Source organism: Sphaerisporangium sp. TRM90804 (genome assembly GCF_029846175.1).
Lineage (GTDB): Bacteria > Actinomycetota > Actinomycetes > Streptosporangiales > Streptosporangiaceae > Sphaerisporangium.
Map to the genome: position 1 here is coordinate 1 of NZ_JARWAC010000047.1, position 14,375 is coordinate 14,375.

The 14,375-nt window shown below is 74.8% G+C and carries 3 protein-coding genes; all 3 read left to right on the top strand.

The window, feature by feature from the left end:
* Positions 1 to 450 precede the first annotated feature (450 nt).
* On the top strand, positions 451 to 6,372 hold the full coding sequence (locus PYR91_RS36050; protein WP_279787463.1) for a type I polyketide synthase: 5,922 nt from the start codon (positions 451 to 453) through the stop codon (positions 6,370 to 6,372).
* Positions 6,373 to 6,406: 34 nt separating this feature from the next.
* Positions 6,407 to 11,689: a type I polyketide synthase gene (locus tag PYR91_RS36055; RefSeq protein ID WP_279787465.1), complete on the top strand. Its 5,283-nt coding sequence runs from the start codon at positions 6,407 to 6,409 to the stop codon at positions 11,687 to 11,689.
* Positions 11,690 to 11,718: 29 nt separating this feature from the next.
* Positions 11,719 to 14,375: type I polyketide synthase (locus tag PYR91_RS36060; protein ID WP_279787467.1), on the top strand; the 2,657-nt coding region annotated here is incomplete at its 3' end.

The following is a 14,375-nucleotide window of genomic DNA, read 5'->3' on the forward strand; positions in this document are numbered from 1 at the left end:
CGCCAGCACCGCTCCCCCCCCCCCCCCCCCCCCCCCCCCCCCCCCCCCCCCCCCCCCCACCCCCCCCCACACCCCCCCCCCCCCCCCCCCCCCCCCCCCCCCCCCCCCCCCCCCCCCCCCCCCGCCGCGCCCCCCCCCCCCCCCCCCCCCCCCCCCCCCCCCCCCCCCCACGCCTCTCGCCGTCCGCCCTGGTCAGCGGGCGCTTTCGGCTGCCTGCCCCACTGCCGGCGGACGGCGCTAGGGGTGACGGGGGGCGACAGGGGACGTTAAGGGTTGGTGGCCTCTGGGGTGCTCAGTAGCGTTCGGACCGATTCGAAGCCCACGGGAGACCTGCCCGAAACGGCGACCGCGTCAACGGGCGGTTCGCACCGGTTCCTCGACCAGATTCCTCGACCAGATTCCTCGACCAGATTCCTCGACCAGATTCCTCGACCAGAATGGAGCGCGTCGGTGAGCAACGAGCAGCGGCTTCTCGAATACCTGAAAAGAGCCACTGCCGATCTGCGAACCGCTCGCCGGCGACTCGCCGAGGCCGAACGCAGGGCCGCCGCCGGTCACCCCGACGAGCCGATCGCGATCGTCGGGATGGCGTGCCGCTACCCGGGCGGGGTGTCCTCCCCGGAGGACCTGTGGCGCCTGGTCGCCGGGGAAGTGGACGCGATCTCCCGGTTCCCCGGGGACCGCGGCTGGGACCAGAGCCTCTACGACCCCGAGCCGGGAAGGCCTGGCCGGACCTACACCCGCGAGGGCGGGTTCCTGCGGGACGCGGCGGAGTTCGACCCCGGCTTTTTCGGGATCAGCCCGAACGAGGCCCGGAACATGGACCCGCAGCAGCGGCTGCTCCTGGAGACGTCGTGGGAGGCCGTCGAGCGCGCGGGCATCGACCCGACGACGCTGGAGGGCAGCGCGACCGGCGTGTTCGCCGGGGTGATGTACCACGACTACGCCCTCGGCCGCGACCCCGGAAGCACCAGCGCGGGCAGCGTGGTCACCGGCCGCGTGGCCTACACGCTGGGGCTGGAGGGCCCGGCGGTGACCGTGGACACGGCGTGTTCGTCGTCGCTGGTGGCGTTGCACCTGGCGGCCCAGGCTCTGCGCTCCGGGGAGTGCTCCCTGGCGCTGGCCGGAGGCGTCACCGTGATGCCGACCCCCGACATGTTCGTCTACTTCAGTACCCAGCGGGGCATCGCGGCGAACGGCCGCACCAAGTCGTTCGCCGCGTCGGCAGACGGCATGACCTGCGCCGAGGGCGCGGGCGTCCTGCTGTTGGAGCGGCTTTCTGATGCTCGTCGTCTTGGTCATCCGGTGCTGGCGGTGGTGCGTGGCTCCGCCGTCAATCAGGACGGTGCGTCCAATGGGTTGACGGCGCCGAATGGTCCGTCTCAGCAGCGGGTGATTCGTGCGGCGTTGGTGAACGCCGGGGTGTCGGTTTCTGAGGTTGACGTGGTGGAGGCGCACGGTACGGGGACCACGTTGGGGGATCCGATCGAGGCGCAGGCGCTGCTGGCGACCTACGGCCAGGGGCGTGGGGGTGGTCGTCCGCTGTGGTTGGGGTCGATCAAGTCGAACATGGGTCATACGCAGGCGGCTGCGGGTGTGGCTGGTGTGATCAAGATGGTGATGGCGATGCGGCACGGGGTGTTGCCGCGTACGTTGCACGTGGACGCGCCTTCGCCGCAGGTGGACTGGTCCGAGGGCGCCGTCGAGCTGCTGACCGAGGCCCGCGCCTGGCCGGTCGAGGGCCGTCCGCGCCGGGCGGGGGTGTCGTCGTTCGGGATCAGCGGCACGAACGCCCACGTGATCGTCGAACAGGCCTCCGAACCCGCGACCGTCGCCCCGACCGGTGCCGAAGCCGGGCCCGATGCGCCTGACGCCGCCTTCGAGGCCGTGGCCGGGGATCGTCCCCGGCGCGGCACCGGAACACCGGTGGTCTCGTTGCCGGTGGTCCCGTGGGTGCTGTCCGGCAAGACGGCCGGGGCGCTGCGTGCGCAGGCCGGCCGTCTCCTGGCGCACCTGCGGGCCGCCGAGGGCGGCGCGGACGGCGTCGTCCCCGAGAGTGCGGGCGCCGAGCGCGTCGGCGGTGGGAGCGATCGCGGCGAGAGTGGCGGCCCGGCAGGCCACGTCCTGGATGTGGGCCATTCACTCGCGATCGGCCGCGCGAGGTTCGATCACCGCGCGGTGGTGGTGGGCGCGGACCGTGAGGAGTTGCTGGCCGGTCTGGCCGCCCTGTCCCAAGACGGCACCGGAGTGGCCACCGGTATAGCGGCGCGTCCGGGCAAGCTGGGGGTGCTGTTCACCGGTCAGGGTGCGCAGCGCCTGGGCATGGGCCGGGAGCTGTATGAGGGCTTCCCGGTGTTCGCCGAGGCGTTCGACGCGGTGGCGGCCGAGATTGACCCGTTGCTGGGTGTGAGCCTGCGTGAGGTGATGTGGGGCCGGACCCACGACCAGGAGCAGACCGACGAGCACTACCGGGAGCAGACTGACCAGCAGGACGGGTCCCACAGCGTTGAGCAGGACACCGAGCGGTTGAATGCGACGGGGTTCGCTCAGCCGGCGTTGTTCGCGTTCGAGGTGGCAGTGTTCCGGCTGCTCCAGGCCTGGGGTGTGCGTCCTGACGTTCTGGTGGGTCATTCCATCGGTGAGCTGGCGGCGGCGCATGTCGCCGGGGTGTTCTCACTGTCCGATGCGGCGCGTCTTGTGGTGGCGCGTGGCCGGTTGATGCAGGAGTTGCCCTCCGGCGGAGTCATGGTCGCGATCCAGGCGACCGAGCAGGAGATCACCCCGTGGTTGTCGGAGGGGGTGTCGCTTGCGGCGGTCAACGGCCCGCAGGCCGTCGTCGTCTCCGGGGTGGCCGACGCCGTCGAGCGAGTCCAAGCCGAGTTCGAGGCACTGGGCCGCCGGGTGTCGAAGCTGGCGGTCTCGCACGCCTTCCACTCGGCGCTCATGGAGCCGATGCTGGACGACTTCGCCGCCGTGGCCGCACAGGTCACCTACCAGGAACCGCAGATCCCCGTCGTCTCCACGGTGACCGGTCAGGTCGCCGATCTGACGGACCCGGCCTACTGGGTGGAGCAGGTGCGCAGGCCGGTCAGGTTCGCCGACGCCGTGCGGCATGTTCACGCCCAAGGTGTGACCCGGCTGGTCGAGGTCGGTCCGGACGCGGTGCTCACCGGCATGGCCGCCCAGTGCCTGGAGTCGAGTCAGGCGGTGGCGCAGGGTACGCAGGGGGCCGATCGGGTCGTGCTGGTGGCGGCGCAGCGGCGTAACCGTCCCCAGGCGCACACGCTGGTCTCCGCGCTGGGCCAGCTGCACACGGCCGGGGTTCACGTCGACTGGCGGGCGTTCTTCGCGGGCACCGGAGCCGGGAAGGCCGACCTGCCCACCTACGCCTTCCAGCGCGAACGCTACTGGGCCGGTCCGGTGACGGGCGGGGACGTGGCGGACGCCGGTATCGACCCCGTCAGCCACCCGATCGTCGCCGCCCGCGTGCCGGCTCCGCCGGACGCCGACCTCGTCCTGACGGGCAGGCTTTCACCCCGGCGGCAGCCGTGGCTCCGAGACCACACCGTGTTCGGCACGCCGGTGCTTCCCGGCGCGTGCCTGGTAGATCTCGCCTTGCTGGCCGCCGGTCACACGGCCACCACGGTCCTGCGCGAGCTTACGGCCGAGTACCCCGTCGTGCTTCCCGAGGCGGGCGACGTCGCCCTGCGCATCGTGATCGAGCCACCCGCCCAGGACGAGACCCGCGCCCTGGCCATCTACACCCGCGCCCCGGCCGACGGGCCGTGGTCACGCCACGCCACGGGCGTCCTCGCCACCGCCCCAGTTTCCACAGCCTCCGCCGCTCGCACCGCTTCCAAGGCGTCGTCGGACGTGAGGACTCCGGCCGTGTGGCCTCCGGCGGGTGCCGAACCGATCGACCTTGCGGACGCGGACGCCACGATGCTGGCTCGCGGTCATGACCACGGGCCGGCGCTGCGGAGTCTGGTCGCCGCCTGGCGGCTCGGTGACGAGCTGTTCGCGGAGGTCGCGGTCGCCGTCGGCGAAGACGGCGACGGCCGGTTCGTGCTCCACCCCGCGCTGCTGCATCCCGTGCTGCAACTGGCGCTGGTCACCGGGCCGGGAGAGCATCCGCTGCTGCCCGCCACCTGGCGGGGGGTCGTCGTGCACGCCACCGGCGCCACCGCCCTGCGGATAAGCGTCCGGCCCGCCCCGGACGGCGGTGCCGCGCTGACCGTCACCGACCCGGCCGGCGCTCCGGTGCTCACCGTGGAGTCGGTCACCCACAGGCCAGTGCCCGCCGAGCACCTCGCCGATCCCGCCGAGCTGCTGCGGCTCGACTGGGCGCCCGTCTCGGCCCCGCTGCCCGTCTCGGCCCCGCTGCCCGTCTCGGCCCCGCTGCCCGTCTCGGCCCCGCCGGCCGTCACGGACGCGCCATCGGTCACGGCCCCGCCGTCCGTCACGGACGACGACGAGCCCGCCGGATACCTCTGGGCGCCCGAGCCCGCCGGATACCTCTGGGCTCCCGAGCCCGGTGACCGGGCGAGGGTGCTGAAGGAGATCCACGACCTGCTGGGCGGGGATGAGCGGGAAGAGCGGCTGGTCGTCGTCACCCCTGACGCCACGGTGGCGGCGCTGATGCGAGCCGCGCAGGCCGAACATCCGGGCCGGTTCGTGCTCGTGCACGCCGACGCGGAGCCCGAGCCCGCACGGATCCACGCCGCCCTCGCGACGGGCGAGCCCGAGGTCGCCCTGCGCGGCGACGTGTTGATGTCACCTCGCCTGGCCAAGGCGACGGACGGCGGGTTCGCTTCGACGAGCTCCGCCGGGCCCCTGCCGGACCTCTCCGATGGGACGGTGCTGGTCACGGGGGACGGTGGGATGTTCCTGCGTCACCTGGTGACCGCCTACGGCGCTCGGCGGCTGCTGATCCTGGGAGGGCGGGAGCCCGCCCGGGAACTGGACGGGCTGGACGTCGACGTGCGCGCCGTCCCCGCCGATCCGGCGGATCCCGACGCCGTCTCCGCCGCCCTGAACGCCCTCCCGGCCGAGCACCCGCTCAAGGCGGTCCTGCACGTGGCCCCGGGCGCCCGCCCGACGCCGCTGGCGCGGCTCGACGACGCCGAACTCGGCACGGCCCTGCGCGCGGCGGTGGAGCCCGCGCGGATGCTCGACGAGCTGACCCGCTCCCACGACCTCGCCGCCTTCATCCTGGTCGTGTCCTCGGCCGCCGTGCTGCCCGGCGCGGGACAGGCCGTGCAGGCAGCGGTCGGCGCCGCCCTGATCGAGGTGGCCACCCGGCGCACCGAACTCGGCCTGCCGGCGGTGTGCCTGGCACTCGGCCCGTACGACGACCGCGAGCCAGGCGCCGACCGCGAGCCAGGCGGCGATGGCGACCACGCCCGTGACCGTGAGAACGGTGGTGATGGCGCTCGTGGCCGTGAGAACGGTGGCGACGGCGGCCGTGGCCTTAGCGGTGGTGGTCATGGTGACAGTGACGGTGCCCGTCATGGTGAGAGGGGCTCCGGCGGCGACCCCGGTCGCGCGCCCGATGGTGGCCTGGCCGTCGACCGTGGCCGTGGCGTGGGGGTGAGCGGGCTCCGGGCCGTGGCGGTCGGGGAGGTGCCGGGGCTGCTGGATGGGGCGCTGCGCCTGGGCGTCCCCGCTGTTCTCGGCCTGCGGCTGGATCGGGGCGGCCCGCGAGGTCTTCCCGCCGGGGCGCCGGTCCTGCTGCGCACCCTGGGCACGGGCGGTACCGCCGATGCCGTGGGGCGGGAGCGGTTGCGGGAGCTCGGTCGTGTGGCCGGGGACGCTGCCGGGCTTCAGGCGAAGCTCGGCGCGCTCGCCCCGGACGAGCGGCTGCGGGCCCTGCTCGACCTGGTGCGCACGCACGCCGCCGCCGTGCTGGGGCACGCGTCCGCGGCGGACGTCGAGGCCGACCGGGCGTTTCAGGACCTCGGGTTCGACTCGCTGGCCGCCACCCAGCTCCGCGACCGGCTCGCCGCCGCCACCGGGCTGGAGGTGCCGGCCACGCTGGTCTTCGACCACCCCACCCCCCGCGCCGCCGCCGCCATGCTCGGCGAGCGGATCGCACCCGGGGGCGGTGACCCGGCCGCGGCCATGCAAGCCGACCTCGACCGGTTCGAGGCCGCCCTCGCCACGTTCGCCGGGCATGGCGGCGAGCCCGGAGGCCGCGCTGAGTCCGGCCGGTCCGGCGCCGAAGCGGTGGTCGCCCGGCTGGAGGCGATCCTGCGCGGCTGGCACGACGCTCACGGCGACCCGGTCTCCGGCACGCCGCAGCACACCGGCCTGGACACGGCCACCGATGAGGAGCTGTTCGACGTGCTCGACAGCGAGCTCGGCATCTCCTAGACCCGCGACCGCTTCGAGATTGGTTGAGGTTTCAATGAGCGGTGACGACAAGCTCCGGGACTACCTCAGGCGGGCCACCGTCGAGCTGCAGCAGACCAGGCGTAGGTTGCGCGAGGCGGAGGCTCGCCCGCACGAACCGGTGGCCATCGTCTCCATGAGCTGCCGCTTCCCCGGCGGCGTGCGCTCGCCTGAGGAACTGTGGGAACTGGTCGCCGCGGGCACCGACGCGATCACGATGTTCCCCTCCGACCGAGGCTGGGACGTCGACGGCCTGTACGACCCCGAGCCGGCCACGCCGGGCAGGACCTACTGCCGCGAAGGCGGGTTCCTGCACGACGCCGCCGAGTTCGACGCCGAGTTCTTCAAGATCAGCCCGCGCGAGGCGCGGGACACCGACCCGCAGCAGCGGCTGCTGCTGGAGCTGGCCTGGGAGGCCGTCGAGCGCGCCCGCATCGACCCGGCCTCGCTCAAGGGCAGCCGCACGGGCGTGTTCGCCGGGGTCGTCTACCACGACTACCCGGGCGGCGGCGGGACCGGCGGGCTGGCCAGCGTCGCGTCGGGGCGGATCGCCTACGTGCTCGGCCTTGAAGGGCCCGCCGTCACGGTGGACACCGCGTGCTCGTCCTCGCTCGTCGCGCTCCACCTGGCGGTCCAGGCGGTCCGCTCGGGCGAGTGCTCGGCCGCCCTCGCCGGCGGCATCACGGTGATGGGCACGCCGGACTCGTTCGTGGGTTTCAGTCAGGACCGCGGCCTGGCCCCGGACGGCCGGTGCAAGTCGTTCGCCGCGGCGGCGGACGGCACCACCTGGTCAGAAGGCGCGGGCATGGTGCTGGTCGAGCGCCTGTCCGAGGCGCGGCGCCTCGGCCACCCGGTGCTGGCCGTCGTGCGCGGATCGGCGGTCAACTCCGACGGCGCGTCCAACGGGCTGACGGCCCCCAACGGCCCGGCCCAGCAACGGGTGATCCGCCAGGCGCTGGCCGCCGCGCAGGTCTCGGCCGCCGAGGTCGACGTGGTGGAGGCGCACGGCACCGGAACCGTTCTCGGCGACCCGATCGAGGCCCAGGCGCTGATCGCCACCTACGGCCGGGAGCGGCCCGCCGGACAGGCGCTGTGGCTGGGCTCCTTCAAGTCCAACATCGGCCACGCCCAGGCCGCGGCCGGCATAGGCGGCCTGATCAAGATGGTGCAGGCCATGCGGCACGGCGTCCTGCCGCGCACCCTGCACGTCGACGCCCCCAGCCCGATGGTCGACTGGTCCGCCGGCGCCGTCAGGCTGCTGACCGACCCCACCCCCTGGCCCGACCACGGCCGCCCCCGGCGCGCGGCCATCTCGTCCTTCGGCCTCAGCGGCACCAACGCCCACGTCATCGTCGAACAGGCCCCGGCCGAGGAGGGACCCGCCCCCGCGCCGCACCCGGCCCCCGAGCGGCTAAGCGGTACCGAGGCGGGCGGGGTGGTGCCGGTTGCCGTGTCGGCGCACGGCGATGCCGCGCTGGCCGCGCAGGCGGGCAGGGTTGCCGAGCACGTCGCCGGGGACCCGGCGGGCGGGGTGGTGCCGGTTGCCGTGTCGGCGCACAGTGCCGCCGCGTTGGCCGCGCAGGCGGGCAGGGTTGCCGACCATGTCGCCGGGGATCCGGCGGGCGGGCTTCTCGACCTGGGCTTCTCGCTGGCCACGACGCGCGCCGCGCTGGAGCACCGGGCGACGATCCTGGCGGCGGACCGGGACGAGCTGGTACGTGGACTGCGGGCCCTCGCCGAAGGGGCGCCGGCGAGCGGGATCGTCACCGGGACGGCCACCCCGGACGCGCTGACCGCCTACCTGTTCACCGGCCAGGGCGCGCAGCGTCTCGGCATGGGACGAGAGGCGCACGCGGCGTACGCGGCGTTCGCCGAGGCCTTCGACGAGGTGCTCCAGGCGTTCGGACCCCACCTGGACGCGCCGCTGCGCGAGGTCATGTGGGGCACGGACCGGGAGCGGCTCGACCGCACCGAGTACGCGCAGCCCGCCCTGTTCGCCGTCGAGGTCGCGCTGTTCCGGCTGCTCGACTCCTGGGGCGTGCGCCCGGACCACCTCGCCGGGCACTCCATCGGGGAGCTGGCCGCCGCGCACGTCGCCGGTGTGCTCTCCCTGGAGGACGCCGCCCGGCTGGTCGCCGCGCGCGGCAGGCTGATGCAGGCGCTGCCGCCCGGCGGCGCCATGGCCGCCGTGGAAGCCGGGGCCGAGGAGGTCGCGCCGCTGCTCACCGCCCGGGTCGGCGTCGCCGCGCACAACGGGCCCCGCGCGGTCGTCGTCAGCGGCGAGGAAGACGCGGTGGGCGACATCGTGGCGCACTTCGCGGCCCTGGGCCGCAGGACCCGGCGGCTGGCCGTGTCCCACGCCTTCCACTCTCCCCTGATGGAGCCCATGCTCGCCGAGTTCCGCGCCGTCGCCGAGCGGATCTCTTACCACGAACCCCGGATCCCCATCGTCTCCACCGTCACCGGCGACCTGGCAGAGGCCGGTGACCTGCGCACACCGGACTACTGGGGGCGGCACGTACGCCAGACCGTCCGCTTCCACGACGCCGTCCGCGTGCTTGAGGCCAAGGGCGTGCGCACGTTCCTGGAGCTGGGCCCGGACGCCGCCCTCACCCCCATGGGCGCCGACTGCCTGCCCACCGGGTCCGGCGCCGCATTCGCGGCCGTGCTGCGGGCCGGCCGGAGCGAGCGGCGCGAGCTGGTGACGGCCCTGTCCACCGCCCACGTACGCGGGGTGGCGGTCGACTGGCGCGCGTTCTTCGCCGGCAGCGGCGCACAGGCCGTGGACCTGCCGACGTTCGCGTTCCAGCGCAGGCACTACTGGGCCGTGGACCCGGGCCCGGCCGCCGTGCCCGTCGCCGCTGGACGTGACGAGTCGGTGTTCTGGGACGCGATCGAGCGGGTCGACACCGCCTCGCTCGCCGAACGGCTGGGCCTGGACCCCGCCGTGCTGGCCCCCGTGGTGCCGGCGCTGTCGGCCTGGCGCGTCCGGCAGCGCGAAGAGGCCGAGATCGACGATGTCTGCTACCGGCTCACCTGGGCCCCCGTCGCCGACGCCGGCTCGCCTCAGGCGCCGGCCCCGGGCCACTGGCTCGTGCTGCTGCCGTCGGACGGCGGCAAGCAGGCCACCGCGATCACCGAGGCGCTCGCCGCGAGCGGCACGCGGGTGCTCGTGCTGGACGCGGGCGGCGCCGACCGGTCGGCCATGGCGGAGCTGCTGGCCGGCGACCCCCCGGCGGGCGGGCCGCCCGCGTGGGCCGCCGACCTCGACGGCGCCGGGCGGCTGGACGGCCAGGCGGGTGAGGCTCCCGTCGGCGTGCTCTCCCTGCTGGCGCTGGACGAGCGGCCGCATCCATCGCACCCCGCGCTCTCCCGCGGCCTGGCCGACACGGTCACGCTCGTCCAGGCCCTCGCCGACCGCGGCTGGACCGCCCCGCTGTGGTGCCTCACCAGCGGCGCGGTCGCCACCGACGCCGACACCGGCCCCGTCAGCCCGTGGCAGACCGCCGTGTGGGGACTGGGCGCCGGCCTGGCCCTCGACCACCCGGCGACCTGGGGCGGTCTCGTCGACCTCCCCCCGGACGTGGACGAGCGCATCGCCGGACGCCTCCGCGCCGTCCTGACCGGCCAGACCGGCGAGGACCAGGTGGCGATCCGCCCCGCAGGCGTCTTCGCCCGCCGGCTGACCCGCCCGGCCACGTCCCCGAAGACCAGGCCCGCCGCGTCCCCGGTGACCGCGCCGGAGGGAGCCATGGCGACCAGGCCGGAGGCGTCCCCGGCGATCACGCCGGAGGGAGCCATGGCGACCAGGCCGGAGGCGTCCCCGGCGATCACGCCGGAGGGAGCCACGGCGACCAAGCCGGACGCGTCCCCGGTGACCGCGCCGGACGGGTCCCCGGCGACCAGGCCGGCCGCGTCCCGGGCGGGCGGGGTGGACGCGTCCCCGGCGACCCGCCCGGACGGGTCCACAGCGGGCGGGGGGTGGCGGGCGCGTGGCACTGTGCTGGTCACCGGGGGCACCGGTGGGCTCGGGGCGCACGTCGCGCGGATGCTGGCGGCGGACGGGGCGCGCCGTCTCGTGCTGACCAGCCGCCGGGGCGCGGCGGCGCCGGGCGCCGCCGAACTGGTGCGGGAGCTGAGCGCCCAGGGCGCCGAGGTGCTCGTCGAAGCCTGCGACGTCGCGGACCACGCGTCGGTGCGCGCCCTGCTGGACGGCCTGCCGGGCGACGTCCCGCTCACCGCCGTGGTGCACGCGGCGGGCCTAGCCCAGCGGCCCGCCACCTGCGGTGAGCTCACCCTGGCCGAGGTCGCCGAGGTGGCCGCCGCCAAGGTCCTCGGCGCCCGGCACCTCGACGACCTGCTGGGCCACGCCGAACTGGACGCGTTCGTGCTGTTCTCCTCCGGCGCCGCCGTCTGGGGAAGCGCGGGCCAGGCCGCGTACGGCGCGGCCAACGCCTTCCTCGACGGGCTGGCGCGGCGGCGGCGCGCCCGGGGCCTCGCCGCGACCTCGGTCGCGTGGGGATCGTGGGACGGCGGCATGGTGGACGCCGAGCTCAGCGCCGCCCTGCGCCGCATCGGCGCCCCGGCGATGCGCCCGGCGCTCGCCATCGGCGCGCTGCGCCGCGTCCTGGCGGGCGGCGACGCACACCCGGTGGTCGCCGAGTTCGACTGGGCCCGCTTCGCCCCCACCTACGTGCTCGCCCGCCCCCGCCCGCTGCTCGACGCCCTGCCCGAGGCGCGTGCCGCGCTCGACGGCGGCCCCGAACCCGCCGGCGGCGGCTCCGGCCTGGTCTCGCGCCTGGCGGGGATGACCGCGGCGGACCAGCACGCCACCCTGCTCGACCTGGTGCGCTCGCATGTCGCGGCGCTGCTCGGCCACGACGGACCGGCCGGCGTCCAGCCCGAACGGGCCTTCGGCGACCTGGGGTTCGACTCGGTGGCGGCGGTCGACCTGCGCACCAGGCTCGGCACCGCGACGGGCCGCACCCTGCCCACGAGCATGGTCTTCGACCACCCGACGCCCGACGCGCTCGCCGCGTACCTGCGGTCGGAGCTGTGCCAGGACGACGACGCACTTCTCCCGGTGCCCGCCCAGCTCGACCGCCTGGAGCAGGCCGTGGCGGACATGCCCGTCGACGAGATCGAACGCACCAGGATCGCCACCCGCCTGCAGAGCATGCTGACCCGGCTCACCGAGACCATCGGCGCCGCCGACGGCCCGGACGTCGGCGCCCGGCTCGAAACCGCGTCCGCCGACGACGTCTTCGCCTTCATCGACAGAGAACTCGGCCTCGCCTGAGCGACCACGCGACCCGACACAAGGACTTGGTGGGACTACAGATGGCCAACGACGAGAAGCTGCTCGACTACCTCAAGCGGGTCACCGCGGACCTGCACCAGACCCGCCGCAGGCTCCAGGAAGTGGAGAACGCCGACCAAGAGCCGATCGCCATCGTCGCGATGAGCTGCCGCTACCCCGGCGGGGTGCGGTCACCGGAGGACCTGTGGCGGCTGGTCGCCGAGGGCCGCGACGCCGTCTCCCGCTTCCCGGACGACCGAGGCTGGGACCTCGACCGCCTGCGCGGCGACGCGGGCGGCGCCACCGGCACCAGCTACGTCGACGAGGGCGGCTTCCTGACCGGCGCGGCCGACTTCGACCCCGCGTTCTTCGGGATCAGCCCGCGCGAGGCCCTCGCGATGGACCCGCAGCAGCGGCTGCTCCTGGAGATCTGCTGGGAGGCCGTCGAGCGCGCCGGCATCCGCCCGGAGGCGCTGCGCGGCAAGCCGGTCGGCGTGTTCGCCGGCTCCGGCATCCAGGACTACGTCCACCTGCTGGGCGCCGCGCCGGAGGTCGCCGAGGCGTACATGACCACCGCGACCGCCGCCGCGGTGATCTCCGGCCGCGTCGCGTACACGCTGGGCCTGGAGGGGCCCGCCGTCACGGTCGACACGGCGTGTTCGTCGTCCCTGGTGGCGATGCACCTGGCCGCGCAGGCGCTGCGCAAGCGGGAGTGCACGCTGGCCCTCGCGGGCGGGGTGATGGTGATGTGCACGCCGTCGCCCTTCGTCGCGTTCAGCAAGCAGCGCGGCCTCGCCCCGGACGGCCGCTGCAAGGCGTTCGCCGACGGCGCGGACGGCACCGGATGGGCCGAGGGCGCCGGCGTCCTGCTGCTCGAACGCCTCTCGGACGCGCGGCGCAACGGCCACCCGGTGCTGGCCGTGGTGCGCGGGAGCGCCGTCAACTCCGACGGCGCCTCGCACGGGCTGACCGCGCCGAACGGCACGGCGCAGCAGCGGGTGATCCGCGAGGCGCTCGTGAACGCGGGCGTCACCGGGGCGGAGGTCGACGCCGTCGAGGGCCACGGCACGGGCACCACGCTCGGTGACCCCATCGAGGCGCAGGCGCTGCTGGCGACCTACGGCCAGGGGCGCGCGGCCGACCGTCCGCTGTGGCTGGGCTCGATCAAGTCGAACATCGGGCACGCGCAGGCCGCCGCGGGCGTGAGCGGCGTCATCAAGATGGTCATGGCCATGCGGCACGGCCTGCTGCCGCGCACTCTGCACGTGGACAGGCCGTCCACCCACGTCGACTGGTCGGCCGGGCGGGTGGAGTTGCTGTCCGAGGCCCGTGATTGGCCGGTTGAGGGCCGTCCGCGCCGGGCCGGGGTCTCGTCGTTCGGCGTCAGCGGCACCAACGCGCACGTGGTGCTGGAGCAGGCACCCGAGCAGGGGGCCGACGAGCCGGAGGCCGGGGATTCCGCGGCGACCCCGGCGGCGGCCGCGTCCCTGCCGGTGGTGCCGTGGGTGCTGTCGGCCAAGACGGCCGGGGCGTTGCGCGCGCAGGCCGAGCGGTTGCTGGCACACGTGCGGGCCACCGGCGAAGCCTCCGAAGGCCCCGGCCCGGTCGGCGACGTGCTCGACGTCGGTTACTCGCTGGCGACCGGCCGCGCGACCTGGAACCACCGCGCGGTGGTGGTGGGCGCCGACCGCGAGGAGCTGCTGGCCGCTCTGGCCGCCCTGTCTCAGAGCGGCGAGGGTGCGGCGGCCCGGCCCGGCAAGCTGGGGGTGCTGTTCACCGGTCAGGGTGCGCAGCGGCTGGGTATGGGCCGGGAGCTGTATGAGGGTTTCCCGGTGTTCGCGGAGGCGTTCGACGCGGTGGCGGCCGAGATCGACCTGTTGCTGGGTGTGAGCCTGCGTGAGGTGATGTGGGGTGCGGACGCCGAGCGGTTGAACGGGACGGGGTTCGCTCAGCCTGCGTTGTTCGCGTTCGAGGTGGCGTTGTTCCGGCTGCTGGGCGCGTGGGGGGTACGGCCGGACGTTCTGGTGGGTCACTCGATCGGTGAGTTGGCGGCCGCGCACGTGGCCGGGGTGTTCTCGTTGGCTGATGCGGCGCGGCTGGTGGTGGCGCGTGGTCGGTTGATGCAGGAGTTGCCCTCCGGTGGAGTCATGGTCGCGATTCAGGCCAGCGAGGTTGAAGTCGAACCGTGGCTGTCGGAGGGGGTGTCACTGGCGGCCGTCAACGGCCCGCAGGCCGTCGTCATCTCCGGAGTCGCCTCGGCCGTGGAACACGTCCAGGCCGAGTTCGAGAAGCTGGGCCGCCGGGTATCGAAGCTCGCTGTCTCCCACGCCTTCCACTCGGTCCTGATGGAGCCGATGCTGGAGGACTTCGCGGTCGTGGCCGGGCAGGTCACCTACCAGGAACCGCAGATCCCGGTCGTCTCCACGGTGACCGGCCAAATCGCCGACCTCACGGACCCCGCCTACTGGGTGGACCAGGTCCGCAAGCCGGTCCGGTTCGCCGACGCGGTACGGGATGCCGAGTCCCGGGGAGTGCGGACCTTCCTGGAGGTGGGACCCGACGCGGTGCTGACCGCGATGGCGGCCCAGAGCGTCGAGTCCACGGATGCGGTGCTGGTGGCGGCGCAGCGGCGTAACCGTCCGCAGGCGCACACGCTGGTGTCGGCGCTGGGTGAGCTGCATGTCGC

What these genes read in the sequence shown, in the direction of transcription:
- PYR91_RS36055 (WP_279787465.1), top strand. Translation starts at nt 6,407, where the DNA reads ATGAGCGGTGACGACAAGCTCCGGGACTACCTCAGGCGGGCCACCGTC.